This is a genomic window from Bacillus sp. L_1B0_5 (genome assembly GCF_000836715.1).
In the GTDB taxonomy this organism is placed as follows: domain Bacteria; phylum Bacillota; class Bacilli; order Bacillales; family Bacillaceae_G; genus Bacillus_A; species Bacillus_A thuringiensis_S.
Genome location: NZ_JXIS01000082.1, coordinates 16,436 through 39,117, shown reverse-complemented (window position 1 = coordinate 39,117; position 22,682 = coordinate 16,436). Strand labels below are relative to the sequence as shown.

Genomic DNA, 22,682 nt, shown 5'->3' with positions numbered 1-22,682 from the left:
TACTCATTGTTCATAAAGTTTTCATGATGAAATCTGAATATATAAGTTAATTATGATAAAATTCAAATTGAATACGCTTTCTTGATTTTTCGCTCCAACATACAGCAAGAGAGAGGGAATTTTATGAATAGACGGAACGTAGTTAAGGACTTAAAGCAGTTCGAATTATTTGCTCATTTAACAGAAAAAAAATTGAAAGGCTTAACAGAGTTTGTTTATTGGCGAACTTATAAAAAAGGTCAATTTTTATTTTTAGAAGGAGATTCAAGGGAAAGAATCTACTTCATGTTAGATGGTTTTGTAAAGTTAGAGCGGGTTAATCAAAATGGGAACTTATTATACGATGACTATGTAAAGCGGTATTCTATTTTTCCTTATGGTGGTATGTTTACAGACAGAGGATATAACTATACAGCAGAAGCAATGACGGATGTGGAAGTATATTATATTCCAACGGTAATTTTTGAAGATATGGTAAAATCCAGCAGAACGCAATTGATGTACGTTGTTCAGCAATTATCATCTATATTAAAATTGAACGAAAATCGAGTGCAAAATATTACAATTCCTAATGCACAAGATCGTGTTATCCAAACGTTAAATTATTTAATGCAGGATTTAGGAGAACAGAGTGGGGAAAAGATTGTAATTTCATGTCCGCTTACAACAATTGAAATATCCAAAATATCTGGAACATCTCGAGAGACAGTTAGCAGCGTATTAAAACAATTAAAAAATGATAGCATTGTTACAATTTTAGATAAAAAAATTACAATACATGATCCAACATATTTTGAAGAAATCTCTATGTGAAAATGGTATATTGATTTTTTAATTCATAATGTATATTAATAAGGTTCTTTATATATTTATAAGGAACTTTTTTACGTTATCCTCTATAAAAAGATTGTATAGTATGGTAATAATAGCTAAAATCGATAATAAAAAACAAAGTGAAGGGGAGAAAGAATGATTCGTATTGAGTATGATCGATTAGTAGCTATTTGTTACAGTATAGGGGTTTTGTTATTATTAAAAATTCCAAATGATAATGAATTAATTGGGGAAAAATTATTCAATGTCTATAAGGTTCCGATACATACGTATGTTTATATGGATTATAAAGTCTCAAATATATTGATTGTTTCTTTCACACTACATGTAATTGCATTTATATTATTTTTAAAATGGCTAGGAAAAAAGGAGTCTAGTACATTTAGAAAAATGAATAAGATAAAAGTAGTAGGCATTAGTATATTGATTTTAATGATGCCGTTTATTTTAAATAACATCATCCAAACATTGAATAAAACATGGTACTACGCAGGAAAAACAGGGGTAGAAGCAATAGAATATAAAAAAGAAGATAGCCAGTGTAGGATGGAGAAAAATGGAGAGGGTATCGAACCAAAGTGCATTGTTACTTTAAAAAATTATCGTAATCATTCACAAGCATTAAAAGTTGTTTTATATGATAATGCAAATGAGAATTCAAAAGGTTATCCAGTACCGAAACCAGTCTATTTACAAAAACATGAGACAAAGCAATTCGAATTTCAAGTTCCTGTTTCTTATAATAGAGGTATTGAAAAAGATAAAGTACCAAATATTAAATTACATTCATTGCATGAAAATGATACGAAATACAATTAATCTGTAAGTAAAAGTTTATGAGTAGGAGCAAGAATTTGAAACGATATAGAAAATCAACTTGAATCATCCAACATACTGTGAGGTAACGGCATATTGGATGATTTTTTTATGTTATCCCCTTGTTTCATGTATGAAAAGGAGGAATACTTTGTTGGAAATGAAAAACATCACAAGGATCATACATGGTTTTCACCTTACGCAATCTGTGAAAGTTAGAGCCATAATAACTAGTTTGCCAATTTTTAATGTCGATATCGGGCCAGTTCACATAGTCACCTAGTGTATAAGGATCTAAGCTTTCTCGTAAATCTTTAACCCAGCGTATATTTCGATTTTCTTCATCATCGTATTTCCAAGAGGTAATGTATTCTTGAGCAATAATTGCTTTACGATGAAAATAAGCCGTTTCATTCGGCTGAATATTTTCAACAGCACCTATGAGCGATTGATGCCAAATACTAGCATCTTTATTTGGGGCATGAGAAAGAAAGTATTGCATGAGTTGAATGCCTTTAAGGGGAATAGGTTTATAGACATAGGAACCAGAGCGCTTGAAATTTTCAGGGATGTTACCGCCATTAAAAAATTCAACAGCCTTTATATAAGGAACTTCTTCTATAAAGAGAGAGGGGCTACCAGTTTCAAGAAGAGGGGATAATAGGGAATGGAGTTCAGAGGGAGAACCGACAAACTCGCCTTGTGCTTCGATTTTATTTTGTTGCTTGGCGAATAATTCGATCGATGAAGTGAGACGTTCATCTATATAAGGTGCCCAGTTTTGCCACGCTTGAAATGCAGCAATAAAGTCTTCCCATTCCCATGTAATTGAGAAAATTGATACATTTTTTATCGGGTGGACTCGAAAAGTTAAGGAGGTGACAATTCCGAAGTTTCCACCACCGCCACCACGGCATGCCCAAAAAAGGTTAGAATTTTCTTGTTCATTTGCACGAATGAGTTTTGCACCAAATTTTCCACACGCTTGTACCATTTCCACTTCCATTAGTTGATCACATGTTAATCCAAATAAGCGCGAAAGCATACCAATACCACCGCCAAGTGCTAATCCAACAATTCCGACGCTTGCACTTGTACCAGCAGGAATTGTAACACCGTAATTCCAAAGCTCTTTATAAACAGTGCCAAGATTTGCACCAGCCTCAATTGTTGCTGTTAATTTATCTGTATTAACAGTAATGCGATGCATTTCACTCACATCAATAATAAGTCCTCTATTTAAAAGAGAAAAATTTTCATAGCTATGACGTCCGCTTCTTAACCGAAATGGTATATGACGTTCACGTGCCCATTTTAAGGCGTTACAGACATCCTTGTTATTTTGACAAAAAACAATAATACAAGGGAGTTTTGGAATACTTAAATTTAAATTCATTCGGGCTACGTCGTAGTCAGGATCTGTGGGAACAACGATACGACCTGTTAATTTTGTTTGCTTCAATTTATTACTCCTTTCTAAAATAATCAGAGCTTTTTATTAATATATGAAAAATATCTGTAATACGCGTGGACAAGGAGAGGTGAAGAATGAGATTTACCTTTGTGAGAAATAAATAAAGCATAAGAATAAAGAATCTACATAGAGTTCAATGAAAACAGTTGCAAACTGTTCATATTTTGTTATGATAGTGTTACGAAAACGTTTGCATAAAATTTCCGATGGGATGCAAAAGGAGAGAAGGACTATGAATAAGACATGGTGGAAAGAAGCGGTTGCTTATCAAATTTATCCACGAAGCTTTATGGATTCAAATGGTGATGGTATTGGAGATTTACAAGGTATTATTGCAAAACTGGATTATTTAAAAGATTTAGGTATAGATGTAATTTGGATTTGTCCAATGTATAAGTCACCTAATGATGATAATGGTTATGATATTAGTGATTATCAAGATATTATGGATGAGTTTGGTACAATGGCAGACTTTGATGCTTTACTAGATGAAGTTCATAAGCGTGATATGAAGCTTATTATTGATTTAGTTATTAATCATACGAGTGATGAACATCCATGGTTTATTGAATCACGTTCATCTAAAGATAATCCGAAGCGTGATTGGTATATTTGGCATGATGGTAAAGATGGTGCGGAGCCAAACAACTGGGAAAGTATTTTTAATGGTTCGGCATGGGAATATGATGAAGAAACAGAACAATATTATTTACATTTATTCTCACGTAAACAACCAGATTTGAACTGGGAGAATAAAGAAGTTCGCGAAGTACTATATGATACGGTTAATTGGTGGCTTGATAAAGGTATTGATGGTTTCCGCGTTGATGCGATCAGTCATATTAAAAAAGAAGAAGGCCTCAAGGATATGCCAAATCCAAAAGAGTTAAAATATGTGCCATCTTTTGATAAACATATGAATGTGAAAGGTATTCAACCTTTATTAGAAGAGCTAAAAGAAAGTACATTCTCTAAGTACGATATTATGACTGTTGGTGAAGCAAATGGCGTTAAGATTGAAGATGCTGAGCTTTGGGTTGGAGAAGAGCAAGGTAAGTTCAATATGGTATTCCAGTTTGAACATTTAAGTTTATGGGATGCAGAGAAGAAGAAAGACCTTGATGTTGTAGGATTGAAAAAAGTATTAACGAAATGGCAAAAAGGATTAGAAAATAAAGGATGGAACGCTTTATATATTGAGAATCACGATAAGCCACGTATCGTTTCAACATGGGGAGATGATAAACAATATTGGCGTGAAAGTGCAGCAGCTCTAGGAGCGATGTATTTCTTTATGCATGGTACACCGTTTATTTATCAAGGACAAGAAATTGGTATGACAAATGTTCAGTTACCAAATATTGAAGATTACGATGATGTAGCAATTAAAAATTTATATCGCGAGAAAATTGCAGAGGGCGTACCACATCAAGATATGATGGAGATTATATGGGCTTCTTGCCGCGATAATTCACGTACACCTATGCAATGGAATGATGAGGTGAATGCTGGTTTCACAACAAGTACACCTTGGTTTAGCATGAATCCAAATTACAAAGAAATTAATGTTGAAAAGCAAAAAAATGAAGAAAAGTCTATTTTCAATTTCTATAAGAAAATGATTGCCCTGAAAAAAGAGCACGATGTACTGAACTATGGTACGTACGATTTACTTTTAGAAGACGACCCACAAATTTATGCATATACACGTACATTACAGGATGAAAAAGTCATTGTAATTAGTAATATCTCAAAAGAGGAAGCTGTGTATAATGAGGGTTCATTTGCACTAGAACGCAAACGTTTGCTTTTAAATAACTATGAAGTTGCGGAACATGAAGAAGTAACAACAATTGCTTTAAAACCTTATGAAACAAGGGTTTATCGCATTTCATAATAAAAAAGGATGCTCTTTGAGCATCTTTTTTTATGAAAAAAAATAAATTTCTATTGCAAAGTGAAAACGCTTTTATTAAAATAGATTTATGAAAACGGTTGCGTAAAGATAAAAATAAAGTAACATAAGGAATCGTTTTCATAAAGGGAACAGAAATTATAATTTAAATCATTATGTTGTTATAAATAAAGGGGAGGAAGAACAGATGAAAATTACGTCTTTTGATTTTTGGCAAAAGTTCGGGAAAGCGTTATTAGTTGTTGTAGCCGTAATGCCAGCAGCTGGTTTAATGATTTCCATCGGTAAGTTAATTGGTATGTCTGCTGGGGATATTAACGCAGTTCACACAATCGCTCGCGTAATGGAAGACATCGGTTGGGCAATCATTACAAATCTACACATTTTATTCGCAGTAGCAATTGGGGGATCTTGGGCGAAGGATCGTGCAGGTGGTGCATTTGCAGCACTATTAGCATTCGTCTTAACAAACCGAATTACAGGAGCTATATTTGGCGTAAACGCTCAAATGTTAGCGGATTCAAAAGCGACAGTTTCTTCAGTAATAGCAGGAGATTTACTTGTAAAAGATTACTTTACTTCTGTACTTGGTGCACCAGCATTAAACATGGGAGTTTTCGTGGGGATTATCACAGGTTTCTTAGGAGCTAATCTATATAACAAATATTATAACTATAATAAACTGCCACAGGCATTAGCATTCTTTAATGGAAAACGATTTGTACCATTCGTTGTAATTCTTTGGTCTACAGTTACTGCGATTGTATTATCACTTCTATGGCCATTCATCCAAAGTGGGTTAAATGAATTTGGTCGCTGGATTGCAGCTTCAAAAGATAGTGCACCAGTTGTTGCACCGTTTGTATATGGAACGTTAGAGCGTTTATTATTACCATTTGGTTTACACCATATGTTAACGATTCCGATGAACTATACAGAGCTAGGCGGAACATATACGATGCTAACTGGTTCAAAAGTTGGACAAGTTGTAGCAGGACAAGATCCATTATGGCTTGCATGGATTACAGATTTAAATAATTTATTAGCAAATGGAGATACGAAGGCATATAACGATTTATTAAATAACGTTGTACCAGCTCGTTTCAAAGCTGGACAAGTTATCGGCTCAACAGCAGCGTTAATGGGGATTGCATTTGCGATGTTCCGTAACGTTGATAAAGAAAAGCGTGCAAAATATAAACCAATGTTTTTATCAGCAGCATTAGCAGTATTCTTAACAGGTGTAACAGAACCAATTGAATTCATGTTCATGTTTATTGCTCCAGTATTATATGTTGTATATGCTATTACAACAGGACTTGCATTCGCGCTAGCTGATTTAATTAACTTACGTGTTCATGCATTTGGATTTATTGAGTTAATTACTCGTACACCAATGATGGTTAACGCAGGTTTAACAAGAGACTTAATCAACTTTGTTATTGTTTCATTAGTGTTCTTCGGTCTTAACTTTACACTATTTAATTTCTTAATTAAAAAATTCAATTTACCAACACCAGGGCGTGCAGGTAACTATATTGATAATGAAGATGAGGCATCAGAAGGAACAGGAAATGTACAAGACGGTTCATTAGCAACAAAAGTTATCGATTTATTAGGTGGAAAAGAAAATATTGCTGACGTAGATGCTTGTATGACACGCTTACGTGTAACAGTAAAAGACTTAGATGTTGTTGCACCAGAAGCACAGTGGAAACAAAATGGTGCTTTAGGGCTTATTGTAAAAGATAAAGGTGTACAAGCGGTATATGGTCCGAAAGCTGACGTATTAAAGTCAGACATTCAAGATATGTTAGGTGCGTAATAATATGAAATTGCTAACTTTAAACTGTCATTCTTGGCAAGAAGAGAATCAAATAGAAAAGATACAATACCTTGCTAAAGTAATTCAAGAAGAAGAGTACGATGTCATCGCATTGCAAGAAGTAAGTCAGTCCATACAAGCTGAAAATGTATGCGGTAACAAGAAAGAAGATAATTTTGGACTTTTACTATTAGAAGAGTTAAAAGCGCTACATGTAAAAGATTACAATATTACTTGGGATTTCTCTCATATTGGTTATGACGTGTATGAAGAAGGATTAGCGATTATAACGAAGCATAATATTATAAAAGAAGATACGTTCTTCATTTCAGAAAACGAGGATACAACGTATTGGAAAACGCGTAAAATTGTAAGTACAACAATTGCTTATAATGGTAAGAATATAACGTTTTACTCTTGCCATCTCGGTTGGTGGAATGATGAAGAAGAGTCATTCGAAGGTCAAGTCGATCGTTTGATGGAGCGTGTAGATAGCAATAAGCTCGCCTTCTTAATGGGGGATTTTAATAACAATGCTCGCTTGGAAGGCGAAGGTTATGAGTATATGATGCAAAAAGGGTTGTATGACACATATGAATTAGCAATAGAGAAGGATGAAGGAACGACTGTCCAAGGCGAGATTGCTGGTTGGGATGAAAATAAACATAATTTGCGAATCGATCTAATATTGTGTAACCAAAGTAAAAAAGTTCATTCTTCAAAAGTTATTTTTAATGGTACAAACAGAAATGTAATTTCAGATCATTTCGGTGTAGAGGTTCAATTGGATATATAATAGAAGAAATCCTCACAGAGAATAAAAGCTGTGAGGATTTTTTTTAGGAATACAAGTATTTCCAAGAGAAAATACTTGTATTTTTTATGACATTTCATATATATTTGTTATTATTGAATGTAAAACCGATTTGGTCATTTTGTATTCATACTTTGACTCACTTCGTTATATAATAAAGTAAGTGAAAGTTAATGGGAAAAAATAGTACGTTTTTGGTTAATACACGATGTAGAAAGTGATATAATTGCAAAATGCATGTATCATTTTCTAAAGAAGGAAAAATATATAATTAGGTGATAACTTCTATGAAACAGATTTGGCGTATTTATAAGACAGATTTACGGAATGTAGCCAAACATTGGGCTGCAATTGTTATTGTTTTAGGATTAATGATTTTACCATCGTTATATGCATGGTTTAACATTAAAGCTTCTTGGGATCCGTATGGAAATACAAAAGAGGTTCCCATTGCAGTTTCTAACCAAGATGCAGGTTCTAATTTAAGAGGGAAAGATATTAATATCGGGAAAGAGATTGTAGACTCCCTTAAGAAAAACAAAAATCTTGGCTGGAAATTTGTAGATGAAAAACAAGCAATTTACGGAGTTGAGCGTGGGGATTATTATGCAAGTATTACGATTCCAAAAGACTTCTCTGAAAAAATTGCAACTGTTCTGGATGAAAATCCTAAAAAACCAGAACTGGATTACTATGTGAATGAAAAAGTAAACGCGATTGCACCGAAGATTACAGCAAAAGGTGCATCAGGTATTACAGAAGAAATTAGTAAAAACTTTGTAAAAACAGCAAACGGTGAGATTTTTAAAATTTTCAATGACCTTGGAATCGATTTAGAAACAAATTTACCAAGTATCGAAAAAGTAAAAGATCTTGTATTTAAGTTAGAAGCGCAGTTCCCAGAAATGAATACACTCATGGATAAGGCATTAGATGATGCAACTCGAGCAGAAGATGTTGTGAAAGTAGCGCAAAAAGATTTACCTGTTGTAGAGAGTGTAATAAATGATGGGCAGGAAGCATTGGCGAATTTAGATAAGTTCTTTGCAAGACAAGATCAAACATTAAAAAATGCTCCAGGGACGATAAGAAATGATTTAGTGGCAGCAAAAGGCGTTATGGATAGTGCAGCTGCATTTACTGACTTTTTAATGAATCCAGGTGTAGAACTAAATATTCCTGACTTGTCTGGAATGAATGGATTACCTGAATTCCCAGCGAGACCAGATCTTTCTAAGTTGAATAGTGATGGTTATAAGAGTATAGCGCAAAATATTAATCAAACAGTAAATAATGTTTTAAGTTCATCACGTGCAGGAACAGCTTATGGGAAAAGTGTTTTAAATGGATTGCAAAATGGTCAGTTTGATCCAGAACAAGCAAAGAAAGATTTAAATGCGGTATCAGAACGATTACAAACTGGTACAGATGGTATTTCATATCTTATTAATTTCTTTACTGAACTTCAAAAATCGGCGACTACTGATTTTGGTCAAAGCTTTTTCCAAGGGCGAGTGAATCACTTAACTAATGTTAAAAAAGGTATGGAAAATGCAAATAACGGTATTAAAGATATTGTAAATGTTATTGGCAAAGGACAAGAAGTAAAGAAAGATGTAACAGATGTAGCGAATCAAAAATTAGATGCAGCAAATGGATTAATTGATCAAGCTGAAAAAGATTATAATGAAACGTTTGTAGCAGATTATAAAAAAGCAGTTAGCACAGTCGATCAAGCCAAAGTTGATGCAAATGCAGTATATGATAATGCAAAAGCAGATTACGATAAAGTAAAAAATGGTATTGAGGGTGCAAAAGCAGATTTACAGAAAGCAAAAGAAGATGTACAAAATAGAGGTATTAACGGTTTAGATTCAACGAAAGTAGCTTTAAATAGCTTAAATGGTCAATTCCAATCTGGAATCGGTTTAATTGATGATATGATTCCAGTTCTAGAAAGTACAAATAAGGTTTTAGCGGATGTAAATAGTGATAAAAACCTTAATAATGGAATCGCAAAATTAAACAAAGCGAAAAGCAGCTTACAAAAAGGTGTAGAGGCAACGAATAAGGGAATTACACTTCTTAACAATGGCCAGAAACCTACAAAAGATGTAATTGAAAGTATTAACAATGCTGCGAAGGGCGGATCAGCTCAATTAACAGATGTATTATCGACGTATGATTCAGAAATTGTACCTAATTTCAATACAGCAATTGCTCGTACAAAAGAGATGTCGAAAAATACAACTCAAATTTTAAATGATGCAGACAAAAAGCTTCCAGATGTTAAAAAATTACTAGAAGATTCATCAAAAGGCTTAGTAGACGGTAGAAAGAAATTAGTAGACATTAAAGCTGAAATGCCGGAGACTGAGAAAAAGATTAAAGACTTAGCAAATAAAATTCGTGATTTTGAATCTGAAGAAGATATAAAAGACATCATACGCTTATTGAAAAACGATGTTGAAAAGCAAAGTGATTACTTTGCGAATCCAGTAAATTTAAAAGAGAATAAATTATTTGCGATGCCGAACTACGGTTCAGCGATGTCACCATTCTATACAGTGCTTGCACTATGGGTAGGCGCATTATTAATGGTTTCATTATTAACGGTAGAAGTGCATGAAGAGGGCGCGAATTATAAGAGCCATGAAATTTACTTCGGACGTTTATTAACATTCTTAACGATAGGTCTTTCACAAGCGTTTATCGTATCGATGGGAGATATATTCTTACTCGGTACGTACGTAGTCGATAAGTTCTGGTTTGTATTATTTAGTTTATTTATTGGTGGAGTCTTCGTTTGTATCGTATACTCACTCGTTTCTATTTTCGGAAACGTTGGGAAATCGATGGCGATCATTTTACTTGTATTGCAAGTAGCAGGGTCGGGCGGAACATTCCCAATTCAAATGACACCGAAATTCTTCCAAGCAATTTATCCGTTCTTACCGTTCACATACGCAATTAGTGCAATTCGTGAAACGGTTGGCGGAATGCTTTGGGATATCGTAATAAGAGACTTACTTGTGTTAAGTGTTTTCGTAGTAGTTATGATCGTTGCTGCGTTATTACTGAAAACACCAATTAACAAATCAAGTGAAAAATTTGTTGAGAATGCAAAAGGAAGTAAAATTATTCATTAAGAAAAAGGTTCCTACCGAGAGCGGTAGGAACCTTTTTGTTTAATCGAACTTTAATTTTTTTAATGCGTCTGCGAACGGGTTGTTTAATGGTTCTTCTTCTTTTTTCTGTTGTTTCATATATTTTTGAACGTCACGTTTATCAGCTTTGTTTCCAGATTCTTTTTTACGTCGCTCTTGGAATGTTGATAATTTCTCGCGATAGCCACATTTACATGCAAAGATTTGACCTGCACCTTCACCACGTAATTCTAATTTCTTCTTACATTGCGGACAGCGAGCGTTTGTTGTACGAGATACATTTTTACGATGACCACATTCACGATCTTGGCATACGAGCATTTTTCCCTTTTTGCCGTTTACTTCTAGCATTGGTTTGCCGCAGTCTGGACAAGACTTCGTTGAAATGTTGTCATGTTTATATTTTTTATCACTCGATTTAATTTCAGAAACAATTTCTTTCGTATAGTTCTTCATTTCCGAAATGAATACTTCTTTCTTGAGTTTTCCTTTTGCAATTGCCTCAAGTTTTTGTTCCCACTCACCAGTTAGTGTAGGTGATTTTAATTCTTCTGGTACTAAATCAAGTAATTGACGACCTTTTGATGTAATGTGAATATCTTTACCACGTTTTTCAATTAAGAAAGAGTTGAAAAGTTTGTCGATAATATCTGCACGTGTCGCTACAGTACCTAATCCACCAGTTGACTTTAACGTATCAGCAAGTTGTTTATTTTGAGTATCCATATATTTTGTAGGATTCTCCATTGCTGAAAGTAAAGTTGCTTCATTAAAGCGTGCAGGTGCTTTCGTTTGACCTGATGTTTGCATAATTAACTTTACAGTTAATGTATCGCCCTTTTCAATGCGAGGTAGAAGCTGCTCCTTTACGTCATCAGTTACATCATCGTCTTCAAATCGATTTTCGTATACTTCCTTCCAACCAGCATGTAAAATTGTTTTTCCGCGTGCAATGAACGTTTCACTACCAACTTTAGTACGTAATGTTAGTTGCTCGTATTCGAATGCTGGGAATAAAACAGCTAAGAAACGTTTTACAACTAAATCATAAATTTTGCGTTCTTTATCTGTGAATGCTGAGAAGTTAACGTATCCTTCTGTTGGAATAATCGCATGATGATCGCTTACTTTACTATCATCAACAAATGATTTGTTAGGTTTGATAGGCTTTTGTAATACTTTATGTGCGAAGGGACGGTATTCTCCAACACCACATGCTTTTAGACGTTCTGGAAGTGTTCCAACGATATCAGATGAAATGTAGCGTGAATCTGTACGAGGGTACGTTAGCACTTTATGCTGTTCATACAATTTCTGCATAATATTTAATGTTTCTTTGGCAGAGTAACCGAACTTTTTATTTGCATCACGTTGCAATTCAGTTAAATCGTAAAGACCAGGAGAGAATGATTTCTTCTGTTTCTTATCAATTTCCACAACAGTAGTATTTTGTTTATCTAAACTTTTTACAATACCATCAATTTTTTCTTTATTAAAACTACGGCTATTGCCATTTGTATCTTGCCAAGTAAGTTTGAGTTTCTCCATTGTTTGAGCTTCGATGCCGTAGTAAGTTTGTGCTTTGAAGTTCTTTATTTCATCCTCACGACTAGCGATCATAGCAACAGTAGGAGTTTGCACACGGCCGCAATTTAACTGGGCATTAAAGCGAGTTGTTAAAGCGCGAGTTGCATTAAGACCGATATACCAGTCAGCTTCTGAACGTGCAACTGCTGAAGCGTATAAATTGTCATAGGCTTTACCTGGTTTTAAATTTGCAAAACCATCTTTAATTGCTTTATCGGTTACAGAAGAAATCCATAAACGTTTGATTGGTTTATTTAGCTTAACTTTATCGATAATCCAGCGTGCGACTAATTCCCCTTCACGTCCAGCGTCTGTTGCTACAATAATTTCATTTACATCTTTTCTAAGTAGCTGACTTTTTACAGCATTAAATTGTTTACCAGTTTGTTTAATAACCGTTAATTTCAAACGCTCCGGTAGCATCGGTAAATCTTCTAAATTCCACTGTTTATATTTCACATCATAGCTTTCTGGATCTGCTAATGTAACGAGATGACCTAAAGCCCAAGTTACAATATATTTACTACCCTCAAGATAGCCGTTTCCTTTTTTATCACACTTCAGTACACGAGCAATATCTCGTGCAACGGAAGGTTTTTCAGCGATTACAACGCTTTTTGACATATTAAAAACATCCTTTCAAATTTCCATAAGTTAAATATAGCATACATCTTCTTGAGATTCAGTTTCGCTCCATATTTGAGCTGTTTTTAATGGAATGAACAAAACCCCCACTGATTAAAGTTTCACTTTATCCCGCATTAACGGGCAGTAAGATCCCCACCTCAAAATTCAACGAAAGCAAATAAGTTAGGTGGGGGAACAACTGCCCGTAAAAGCCTTCACTTTATCAGTTGCTCCTATATTAAATAGAAAAGTAAAGAACTTGTTATTTTACTAGAATAAGAGTAGACTTTGAAGTAGATGAATAAGAAACACATGGGAGTTTGTGGATACAAACTGAGAGGATGACTACTAGTCCGTCATTGACCATTTGAACCTGTTGGATAATGCCAGCGTAGGGAGAGTGTAAAAGCACATGTTCAGGCACTTTGCGTACGCGCAAAGTGTCTTTTTGTGTATCTCCCATCATTATAGTTAGGAGATGAAAAGGATGAATATGAAAGAAATTAGTAAAGTAGTGGATTTGGTGAGAGAATCTAATCCGTTAGTTCATAATATTACAAATGTTGTTGTAACAAATTTTACTGCTAACGGTTTGTTGGCACTTGGGGCATCGCCTGTAATGGCGTATGCAAAAGAGGAAGTAGCAGAAATGGCTAGCATTGCTGGAGCGTTAGTATTAAATATGGGGACACTTCGTCCTGAGGAAGTAGAAGCGATGTTACTCGCTGGTAAATCAGCAAATGTGAACAATGTGCCAGTACTATTTGATCCAGTTGGTGCAGGAGCAACTTCGTATCGAACAGAAGTTGCGAGACATATTCCGGCTGAAATCGATTTAGCAATTATCCGCGGAAATGCGGCTGAAATAGCAAACGTTATTAATGAGAAATGGGAAATTAAAGGGGTAGACGCTGGTACTGGAAATGGAAATGTTGTAAGTATTGCAAGGCAGGCAGCAGATGAACTAAATACAGTTGCGGTCATTACTGGAAAAGAAGATGTTGTTACAGATGGAGAGCGAACTGTTCTTATTCGAAATGGTCATCCTATTTTAACAAAAGTTACGGGAACAGGGTGTTTACTAACTTCGGTAATAGGAGCATTTGTAGCAGTTGAAAAAGATTATGTAAAAGCAGCAGTAGCCGCATTAACGTTTTATGGTGTAGCTGCAGAACTGGCAGCTGCTAAAACAGTAGAAAAAGGGCCAGGTAGTTTCCAAATTGAATTTTTAAATCAATTAGCGAATACAACTTCAGCTGATATGGAGAAGTATGGGAAGATTGAGGAGTTAGAGTAAGGGGGATGAAACACATGATGCGCATTGAAACAAAGAAAATGTCTAACCTATTACAAGTGTATTTTATTATGGGAAGCAATAACTGCACGAAGGATCCTTTAACTGTATTGAAAGAAGCGTTAGATGGTGGAGTGACACTTTTTCAATTTCGTGAAAAGGGGGAAGGTTCTTTAATTGGAGAGGATAGAGTGCGTTTTGCAAAAGAATTGCAGACTCTTTGTAAGGAATATAGTGTTCCTTTCATTGTAAATGATGATGTAGAATTAGCCATTGAATTAGATGCAGATGGTGTTCATGTAGGACAAGATGATGAAGGAATTACATCTGTTCGTGAAAAAATGGGAGATAAAATTATCGGTGTATCTGCTCATACAATTGAAGAAGCACGCTTTGCAATCGAACATGGAGCAGATTATTTAGGCGTTGGACCTATTTTCCCAACGAGTACGAAAAAAGATACGAAAGCGGTTCAAGGAACGAAAGGATTAGCTTATTTTAGAGAACAAGGAATTACAGTGCCAATCGTTGGTATTGGCGGGATTACAATTGAAAATACAGCGGCAGTTATAGAGGCGGGTGCGGAAGGTGTTTCAGTTATTTCAGCAATTAGTTTAGCTGAATCTGCGTATGAAAGTACGAGAAAATTAGCTGAAGAAGTAAAGAGAAGTTTGTAGGGAAGGACGTGTAGTATTTTAAGTGCTACATGGAGAAATGGACTGCCCCAAATTTTAAACAAACGTTTGATTAAAAAAGCACAAACCTTTTTAAATAAAGGTTTGTGCTTTTTCTTTAAAACATAATAGAAATTAAAAGCATTCCAATGCCGATAGAAGTAAATGTTGCGATTAAACCTGGAATCATAAAGCTATGATTTAATACGTATTTACCGATACCTGTTGTACCAGTACGGTCAAAGTTAATGGCAGCAACGATTGTTCCATAGTTTGGAATGAAGAAATATCCGTTTACTGCAGGGAACATCGCAATCAGTAGTGCTGGTGGAATACCAAGGGATAGTCCAAGTGGCATTAAGGCACGTACTGTTGCTGCTTGGCTGTACAGTAAAATAGATAGAATGAATAGCGCGATGGCAAATAGCCAAGGTGCACTTGTTACTAAATGCTGAATGGATCCTTGAATCATATTTAAGTTTCCGTTAAAGAAAGTATCTCCCATCCAAGCGATACCGAAAATAGCAACAACTGCTGTTGCCCCTGCTTTAAAGACGTTACCAGACACAATGCTTTCTACATTTGGTTTACAGAAAATAATAATAAGAGCCGCGATAGTTAACATAACCATCTCAATTGTGTTCGGCATGGAAAGACGAGCTAACTTCCCATCAACTATCCATCCTGGACGAAGTGCTTCAAATGAACCAAGAAGTACAACAAGGAAGGTTCCAACTAGGAAAAGGATAACTGATAATTTGGCGCCTTTTACACCTACAAATTCTTTTTTCTCTTCAAGTTTAGGAATCATTCCTTCGTTTAATCGTTTTAAGTATTCAGGGTCTTCATTTAATTCTTTTCCCATCTTACTAGCAACGAATGCTGCTAACATACAAGCAATGAAAGTAGAAGGGATACTTACTTTTAAAATATCTAATAAGGTAATTTTATAGTCAGCGAACATTGCTAAAAGAGCAACTGTGGCAGCTGAAATCGGACTAGCTGTAATTGCTTGCTGAGAAGCGATTACGGCAATCGACATTGGGCGTTCCGGTCTAATCCCTGATTCACGAGAGACTTCTGCAATAACAGGAAGTACAGAATAGGCAACGTGACCAGTACCTGCACATAGTGTGAATAAATAAGTAACAATTGGAGCAAAAAAAGTAATACGCTTTGGATTTTTTCGCAATGCTTTTTCAGCTAGATGAACAAGATAGTCCATTCCTCCAGCAGCTTGCAAAGCACCAGCAGCTGTAATTACTGCCAAAATCATGAGCATTACATCAATAGGAGGCGCGGTCGGTTGTAAGTGGAAGACAAAAACGAGTATTGCCATACCAACTCCACCCATTACTCCTAAACCAACTCCGCCTAGGCGTGCACCAATAAAAATACAGAGTAACAAGGTAAGAAATTGTAGCCAAAACATGATAAACTACCTCCGAAATTCATTAATTAAGATATATTCGAATAGTTTAATTTGAATGAAAATTAAATAAATACCCGAAGAAATCCTTGTTATTTATACATTTTTTATTATATAACACAAAAAAAGTAACATTCACGTACTTTTTGAAATTATTTCGAAAAAGCAATGCGTTAAAAATTTGTATTTATATCTCTAAATAAGTAGACATTTTGATTTATATGTTGTAATCTTTGAAAGAGAATAAATTAATTCTCATAGAACTCCCATATCGTTCAACTCGTTCAGCGAGAAAGGCAAACTGATGGAAACATGAGGACGCAAAACTACAGGAGCTAAGGTCGAAAGGCTATGCTAGCCAGTTACCGGACGGATAGGGTTGGTCTTGGCCAATGCTTTTACATTGGCTTTTTTTTATTCTCGAATATATTGAGAAACATTTTCAAACAAAATATTCGTATATTTTGTTTTTTTGTTATGTTAATTAAGGAAGGTGGATATTAATGAAAAAGTATTGGCATAAGTTAACGTTTCTTCAAAAGAACGTCTTATTAACCGTACTAGTTATTTTGACGCTTGTTGGAAGTATGGGCGCGTTAAGTTTCAACATGTTTCAAAATAGTATGATGTCTTTATTTGAAAGACAGTCTATTGAAACAGGAGATACTGTAATAAATCAATTAGACGCAGAATTAGTGAAAGATCTTGCGAAAGATCCTACAGCCCAAAAGGAGAAGAAGGAAAAGTTAAAAGAGCAATTAGATGAAGTGACAAAAGATTTAAAAAGTGTTGGACAAACGTATATTACGGGAGCAAAACCCAATGACAAACGAGAATTACAAATCGTTGGTTTGACTACAGAGTTAACAAATGCAGTACCTGTAAAGCCGGGTGACTATTATGAACAACCAGCTCATTGGATGAAGGCATACGATAAAGTGATAGATACGAAAAAGGCACAAATGACAGAAGTATATGAAGATGAACTAGGCTCATGGGTGACAATATTAGAGCCCATTACGGATGGAGAAAAAAATATTGTCGCAATTGTTGCGGCAGATGTAGATGCTTCTGTTATTCCAGATACAAAGAAGAAATTTATGATGCAAGGTTTACTATTCATTTGTATTTCATTAGCTATTGCGACTGTTATTCAATTCTTTATTGTTCGTAATTCGTTAGCCCCATTAAAAGACCTAAGAGAGGGATTACGTAAAGTTGGTGAGGGTGATTTAAGTATTAAATTAAAAGAAAGACCAGATGACATTGGTATTATTAATACTTATTTCAATGCAACGATTGAGAAGTTTAAAGGAATTATAGATAAAGTAAAACAAACTGCAGAGCAAGTTTCTTCTTCATCACAAGAATTATCGGCAAGCACTGAGGAAAACAGTATGGCAGTTCAAGAAATTGCAGGTTCCATGGAAGGTTTAAGAGTAGGAGCACAGTCTCAAGAAACTTCAGTACAACAATGCTTAGGAATTGTGCACGGAATGGAAAATAAGGTGGAAGAGATAACTGGGGCTGCGAAACTGGTTGCGGTTGCCTCAGAAGGTATGGAGCAACATTCAATTGAAGGTAATGAAGTAATTGGACAAATTATTAATCAAATGAATTTAATCCAAAATGCAGTAAAAGATTTATCTTCGATTATTTATTCATTGGAAACAAGATCGAAGGAAATTAGTGATATCGTAACCGTAATTACAGGTATTTCAAATCAAACCAATTTACTTGCGTTAAATGCTTCTATTGAAGCTTCACGTGCTGGAGCTGCTGGAAGAGGATTTGCAGTGGTCGCTGATGAAGTACGTAAATTAGCTGAGCAAACTGAAACGTCAGCGAAAGATATAGCTAAATTAATTGGGGAAACACAAGCTGAAGCAGAAGAGGCTGTAGTTTCAATGCAAAAAGGTTCAAAAGAAGTAGAATCTGGAATTACTCTTGTTCAAAGTAGTGGTGCGTTCTTCGAGAAAATTTCAAAATCAGCACATTCTGTTACGGACCAAGTTAAGGCGGTTTCTAGCAACTCAGGTGATATTTTGCAAAATAGCCAAAATATCGTTCAAGTTGTAAATGAACTATCACATATTGCAAATACGTATGCGAATAGTAGTGGTAATATTGAAGAGAGTATGAAAGAACAGGAAATGTCAGTACAAGATATTGCAGAATTAGCTACTTCTTTAAGCTGGCTTGCACAGGAGCTGCAAGAGTTAATTGGGGAATTTAAAAGTTAATAGAATAATATAAGGTGTAGATTTAATCTACACCTTAATCTTTTTTTAAAATGAATAATTATATATTTATATCTAATGATATACGGTTGTGATTTTAATCATTGGTGGAACATGTCCTCCAATGATCAAAGTTTCATTTTTATATTATGGAGAGTGAGAGGATTCAGTATGAGTATTTTCTTAAAACGTTCATATGTGGAGAGATATGAACAATTTTCGCAACAAAATTATGAACCGTTTATGATACCAAAGGATATTCAAGTAAATGAATATACTCAAATGAAAATTAAGGATATACAAGCGTTTGAACGAAATAAATTAGATTTAATCGCAGCTACTTTTGTATGGCTATATCATGTTAGTAATGAAAAACGTATAGTGATACCTTATTACATGAGACAGAGTAGTTATCCGTTATGTATTACAATTGAACAAGAACTTTCTTATGAAGAGCTAAGGATAGAAATTAATGATCAAATCATGCAGTTAGAAAGTATGGAAGAAGAACGGAAGATATTGTTACAATATGATGAAGAAAAATGGGGGAAACCTGCAGTTACAGTAGGAAAAGAAAATAGAAATAGTCAATTAAACTTTATTGAATTAAAGGATAGTTGTTTTGAAGTTTCTTATAATGAAAAGCAATTGAAAGAAGAAACAGCACTTCGCTATATAAAGCAAATTCAGTATGTAATTCAGCAAGGTATAAAAAAAGAGACGCAATGTGTTGTAGATATGAATATTATTACAGAAGAAGAATTAGTGATATATAAAGAAATAAATGACACAGAAGTGCTATACCCGAATAAAAGTATTGCGGATATGTTTTGTGAAACAGTAAGGAAATTTTCAAAGCGTATAGCTTTATCTTCGGTGGAGGGAACATTAACATATGAACAACTAAATAAAAAAAGTAATAAAATTGCTCACATGTTATTACATCATGGGGTGAAACAAGGTGATTATGTCGGTATCTTTATGAAGCGAAGTATTGATACGGTAGTCAGTATATTAGCAGTTTTAAAAACAGGTGCAGCTTATATTCCGATTGACCCAGATTATCCAGCAAATCGAGTGCAATATATTATCGAGGATAGCCAATCAAAATTAGTTTTAACGAAAGAAGCGAAAGTACCGTTTGAGGATATTCGAGAATTATCTCTTTACGATATTGAACAATTTTCAGAAATAGATGTGAACGTGGCAATTGATCTTGATGATATCGCATATATGATCTATACATCCGGTTCTACGGGAAATCCGAAAGGAACAATGCTTGCGCACCGCGGAGTAGTGAATTTATGTACATGGATGCAAAGGCATTATGAATTAAGTGAAGAAGATATTTTCGCGCAGTTCCCTTCATTTAGTTTTGACGCATCTATTTGGGAGTTATTCGCGTCATTATTCTGCGGTGGAAATATATATGTGTTATTGGATGAACAAAGGCTTTCGGTAGAAGCTTTTGCAAATGCAATTTATAAAGCAAAGGCAACATCTATTTTAGGCTTAGCTACAATTTTCCTACAACAAGTAGCAACATATCTTCCAGATGAAAGTAAGTATAAGCTCGATTCATTAAAGAGGATTGCAGTTGGTGGAGAAATGCTTACTGCTGAAGTGGTAAAACTATGGCGAGAGAGAATTGGTACTCACGTTCAGTTAAATAACGCGTATGGCCCGACAGAATGTACAATTACAACAACGACATATCCAATTCCAGCGGAGTTAAACGATCAACTTGCTAGTATCCCAATCGGGAAGCCAGCGGATAATTATAAAGTTTGGATATTAAATGACAATATGAAAGTTTGTCCAATTGGTATTCCAGGAGAATTATATATAGAGTCAGTAGGTTTAGCAAAAGGTTACTTTAATAAGCCGGAAAAAACAGAGGAAGTATTTATTCCACATCATGAAAAACATGATAGTAAGATATATAAAACAGGTGATATTGTTAAAATATTGGAAGACGGAAATATTGAGTTTTTACATCGTAAAGACAATCAAGTGAAAATTAGAGGACATCGAATTGAATTGGGTGAAATCCAAAACACAATTGCAAAATATGAAATGGTAAAAGATGCAGCTGTATTTACGAAGAAAGGTGAAGAAGGTAGTCATTACTTAGTTGCTTTCTATACAACTAGTAATGAAGTTGCTATGGAAACTTTAATACATGATTTAAGAGAACGATTACCAGATTATATGGTACCGTCTAAATTAATTTATATTAATGAACTGCCACTTACACCGAATAAAAAGGTTGATTTGAAGCGATTAGCACAACTAGAAGCAGACTATGAACCACTTCGTTTACAAGAATATATTGCACCATCTACCGAAGCGGAAGAAAAAATAGCGAAAGCTTGGATTGATGTATTAGGAATCTCAAAAATTGGTGTTCATGATGATTTCTTTACAATCGGTGGGCATTCATTGAAAGTATTGCGAGTTTTAACTTTGTTGAAAGAAGACTTTCCGTATTTAACAATTCAAGACTTCTTCCAGGAACGAACGATATATGGGTTAGCACAAATTCAAAGAGAATTAAAAGTTGAGGAAGAAGAAGTATTCCATGAATATAAAGTTATACATGAGCCAGATCCAATTTCCCGTATAAATGAAGTGACAGACAGCAAAGTTTCAAATATCTTTTTAACGGGAGCTACAGGTTATTTAGGTTCACATATATTGTATGAATTATTAAAAGATACAACAGCACATATTTATTGCTTAGTAAGACCGACGCAAGATATACAACAAAGAATTGTTAATACATTAACAAATTACTTTAAAGATATAAGTCAAGAATGGTTGCAACGCATAACAGCAGTACCTGGTGATCTTGGGGCAGAGTATCTTGGTATGGATGAGGATAAATTTAAATTTATTCACTCCAAAGTTGATACGGTGATTCATTGCGGTGCAGATGTAAGACATTTTGGAGATGTAGCCCAGTTTGAAAATGTGAATGTGCAAGGAACGAGTCGTATGTTAGCCCTAGCGGAAGAAGGAGCATCATTCCACTTTATTTCAACAATTGGTATTCCGATAGAATTAGCAATAGAGCAATGGGACACATATGTGGAAACAGGTGATTTTAATTACGATGTAGAGTTAGAGAATGTGTATTCTGATAGCAAATTACAGGCAGAAAACCTTGTTCGTAAAGCGATACAAGAGGGTGTCCGTGGAAATATTTATCGTGCAGGTAACTTAGCGTGTCATTCAGAGACAGGTGTATTCCAACAAAATATCGAAGGAAACGCATTCTATCGTCTTATTAAAGCGATGCTACTTATTGGACAAGCTCCTAATGTGAAATGGGGAATCGATTTCACACCAATTGATTTTGCTAGTAAATCAATTGTAACGTATGTACAAGATTCACAAATAGATGGAGAAACGTTGCACATCTGTCATCCACATCAAATTGAGTTTGAACAATTTATACAGCTAATTGGAGAGTGTGGATACAATCTTGAAATGGTTCCACTTTCAGAATATGTAAATACCGGACTTGAATTAGCGAAGGGAAATGAAGTAGTAGCTGAGTTAATTGCTTCTCAAGTTGCAGGAGATGGAGCGCAGCAATCTGAAATTGTAATGGGTACACGTAGAACGAATGAATGGATTAAGAAAAAAGAATTGATAGTACCAGCAATCAATAAAGAATTTATACAGCAGTTATTAGCTCATGGTGAAAAAGTTGGATATTTTCCAAAAATAATGAAATGATTATGCATGCTTTTGTTTGTTCAATAAAATAAATCATGCTACAATGAAAACGAATTAAGGACCGGGGAGCCAATTGGCTGAGAGGATGTAAGTAAACATCGACCCTCAACCTGATCTGGATAATGCCAGCGTAGGGAGTTACTTAAAGTGATGTAGCATATGTTATTCTATAATAACTTGCATACAAGGCTTTCCTACGCAGTAGGAAAGCCTTTTCTTATTTTTGAAATTTAATTTTATAA

General features: G+C 34.8%; 13 protein-coding genes and 3 riboswitches. Of the genes, 10 read left to right on the top strand and 3 right to left on the bottom strand.

Going from position 1 to position 22,682, the window contains the following annotated elements; all coding sequences use genetic code 11:
• Nucleotides 1–123: 123 nt before the first annotated feature.
• Nucleotides 124–813, top strand: coding sequence for a Crp/Fnr family transcriptional regulator (locus RT27_RS23695; RefSeq protein WP_001081905.1), 690 nt, complete (start codon nucleotides 124–126; stop codon nucleotides 811–813).
• A 156-nt stretch (nucleotides 814–969) separates the two neighbouring features.
• Nucleotides 970–1,653 carry a hypothetical protein gene (locus RT27_RS23690; RefSeq protein ID WP_029441501.1) on the top strand — a complete coding sequence of 228 codons (684 nt, stop codon included), beginning with the start codon at nucleotides 970–972 and terminating at the stop codon, nucleotides 1,651–1,653.
• Nucleotides 1,654–1,777: 124 nt separating this feature from the next.
• On the opposite strand, the gene RT27_RS23685 is transcribed toward RT27_RS23690, so the two are convergent.
• The gene (locus tag RT27_RS23685) at nucleotides 1,778–3,112 is read right to left on the bottom strand and encodes an FAD-binding oxidoreductase (RefSeq protein WP_043937742.1); all 1,335 of its coding nucleotides are present in this window, start codon (nucleotides 3,110–3,112) and stop codon (nucleotides 1,778–1,780) included.
• Nucleotides 3,113–3,356: 244 nt separating this feature from the next.
• Here RT27_RS23685 and RT27_RS23680 point away from each other — a divergent pair, with 244 nt between their 5' ends.
• The 4 genes from RT27_RS23680 (at nucleotide 3,357) to RT27_RS23665 (ending at nucleotide 10,827) form a co-directional block, all read left to right on the top strand.
• Nucleotides 3,357–5,021 carry an alpha-glucosidase gene (locus RT27_RS23680; protein WP_043937740.1) on the top strand — a complete coding sequence of 555 codons (1,665 nt, stop codon included), beginning with the start codon at nucleotides 3,357–3,359 and terminating at the stop codon, nucleotides 5,019–5,021.
• A gap of 205 nt (nucleotides 5,022–5,226) precedes the next feature.
• Nucleotides 5,227–6,864, top strand: a complete 1,638-nt coding sequence (locus RT27_RS23675; protein WP_016117098.1) for a PTS transporter subunit IIBC — start codon at nucleotides 5,227–5,229, stop codon at nucleotides 6,862–6,864.
• A 4-nt stretch (nucleotides 6,865–6,868) separates the two neighbouring features.
• Nucleotides 6,869–7,660 (top strand): endonuclease/exonuclease/phosphatase family protein, encoded by a 792-nt coding sequence (locus RT27_RS23670; RefSeq protein WP_029441504.1) that lies wholly within the window; start codon nucleotides 6,869–6,871, stop codon nucleotides 7,658–7,660.
• A gap of 305 nt (nucleotides 7,661–7,965) precedes the next feature.
• The gene (locus RT27_RS23665) at nucleotides 7,966–10,827 is read left to right on the top strand and encodes a YhgE/Pip domain-containing protein (RefSeq protein WP_043937737.1); all 2,862 of its coding nucleotides are present in this window, start codon (nucleotides 7,966–7,968) and stop codon (nucleotides 10,825–10,827) included.
• 39 nt (nucleotides 10,828–10,866) lie between these two features.
• Here RT27_RS23665 and topB read toward each other — a convergent pair whose 3' ends face one another.
• Nucleotides 10,867–13,056, bottom strand: coding sequence for a DNA topoisomerase III (topB, locus tag RT27_RS23660; protein ID WP_043937735.1), 2,190 nt, complete (start codon nucleotides 13,054–13,056; stop codon nucleotides 10,867–10,869).
• A 305-nt stretch (nucleotides 13,057–13,361) separates the two neighbouring features.
• A riboswitch (TPP riboswitch) is annotated at nucleotides 13,362–13,474 on the top strand.
• A gap of 72 nt (nucleotides 13,475–13,546) precedes the next feature.
• Here topB and thiM point away from each other — a divergent pair.
• Together thiM and thiE are read left to right on the top strand one after the other, a co-directional pair.
• Nucleotides 13,547–14,356 (top strand): hydroxyethylthiazole kinase, encoded by an 810-nt coding sequence (gene thiM, locus RT27_RS23655; protein WP_029441507.1) that lies wholly within the window; start codon nucleotides 13,547–13,549, stop codon nucleotides 14,354–14,356.
• Nucleotides 14,357–14,370: 14 nt separating this feature from the next.
• Nucleotides 14,371–15,030 carry a thiamine phosphate synthase gene (gene thiE, locus RT27_RS23650; protein WP_016083676.1) on the top strand — a complete coding sequence of 220 codons (660 nt, stop codon included), beginning with the start codon at nucleotides 14,371–14,373 and terminating at the stop codon, nucleotides 15,028–15,030.
• A gap of 115 nt (nucleotides 15,031–15,145) precedes the next feature.
• Here thiE and RT27_RS23645 read toward each other — a convergent pair whose 3' ends face one another.
• Nucleotides 15,146–16,459 (bottom strand): anaerobic C4-dicarboxylate transporter, encoded by a 1,314-nt coding sequence (locus RT27_RS23645; protein ID WP_043937733.1) that lies wholly within the window; start codon nucleotides 16,457–16,459, stop codon nucleotides 15,146–15,148.
• A 282-nt stretch (nucleotides 16,460–16,741) separates the two neighbouring features.
• Nucleotides 16,742–16,826: riboswitch (cyclic di-GMP riboswitch) on the top strand.
• Between the two features lie 133 nt (nucleotides 16,827–16,959).
• Here RT27_RS23645 and RT27_RS23640 point away from each other — a divergent pair.
• Both RT27_RS23640 and RT27_RS23635 read left to right on the top strand, forming a co-directional pair.
• Nucleotides 16,960–18,699: a methyl-accepting chemotaxis protein gene (locus RT27_RS23640; protein ID WP_016083674.1), complete on the top strand. Its 1,740-nt coding sequence runs from the start codon at nucleotides 16,960–16,962 to the stop codon at nucleotides 18,697–18,699.
• 168 nt (nucleotides 18,700–18,867) lie between these two features.
• Nucleotides 18,868–22,440 (top strand): non-ribosomal peptide synthetase, encoded by a 3,573-nt coding sequence (locus tag RT27_RS23635; RefSeq protein ID WP_052497711.1) that lies wholly within the window; start codon nucleotides 18,868–18,870, stop codon nucleotides 22,438–22,440.
• A gap of 52 nt (nucleotides 22,441–22,492) precedes the next feature.
• Nucleotides 22,493–22,594: riboswitch (TPP riboswitch) on the top strand.
• Nucleotides 22,595–22,682 lie beyond the last annotated feature (88 nt).

Bases quoted from the DNA above. Each gene is read 5' to 3' on its own strand.
- RT27_RS23695 (WP_001081905.1), top strand. From the start codon at position 124: ATGAATAGACGGAACGTAGTTAAGGACTTAAAGCAGTTCGAATTATTT.
- RT27_RS23690 (WP_029441501.1), top strand. From the start codon at position 970: ATGATTCGTATTGAGTATGATCGATTAGTAGCTATTTGTTACAGTATA.
- RT27_RS23680 (WP_043937740.1), top strand. From the start codon at position 3,357: ATGAATAAGACATGGTGGAAAGAAGCGGTTGCTTATCAAATTTATCCA.
- RT27_RS23675 (WP_016117098.1), top strand. From the start codon at position 5,227: ATGAAAATTACGTCTTTTGATTTTTGGCAAAAGTTCGGGAAAGCGTTA.
- RT27_RS23670 (WP_029441504.1), top strand. From the start codon at position 6,869: ATGAAATTGCTAACTTTAAACTGTCATTCTTGGCAAGAAGAGAATCAA.
- RT27_RS23665 (WP_043937737.1), top strand. From the start codon at position 7,966: ATGAAACAGATTTGGCGTATTTATAAGACAGATTTACGGAATGTAGCC.
- topB (WP_043937735.1), bottom strand. From the start codon at position 13,056: ATGTCAAAAAGCGTTGTAATCGCTGAAAAACCTTCCGTTGCACGAGAT.
- thiM (WP_029441507.1), top strand. From the start codon at position 13,547: ATGAATATGAAAGAAATTAGTAAAGTAGTGGATTTGGTGAGAGAATCT.
- thiE (WP_016083676.1), top strand. From the start codon at position 14,371: ATGATGCGCATTGAAACAAAGAAAATGTCTAACCTATTACAAGTGTAT.
- RT27_RS23645 (WP_043937733.1), bottom strand. From the start codon at position 16,459: ATGTTTTGGCTACAATTTCTTACCTTGTTACTCTGTATTTTTATTGGT.
- RT27_RS23640 (WP_016083674.1), top strand. From the start codon at position 16,960: ATGAAAAAGTATTGGCATAAGTTAACGTTTCTTCAAAAGAACGTCTTA.
- RT27_RS23635 (WP_052497711.1), top strand. From the start codon at position 18,868: ATGAGTATTTTCTTAAAACGTTCATATGTGGAGAGATATGAACAATTT.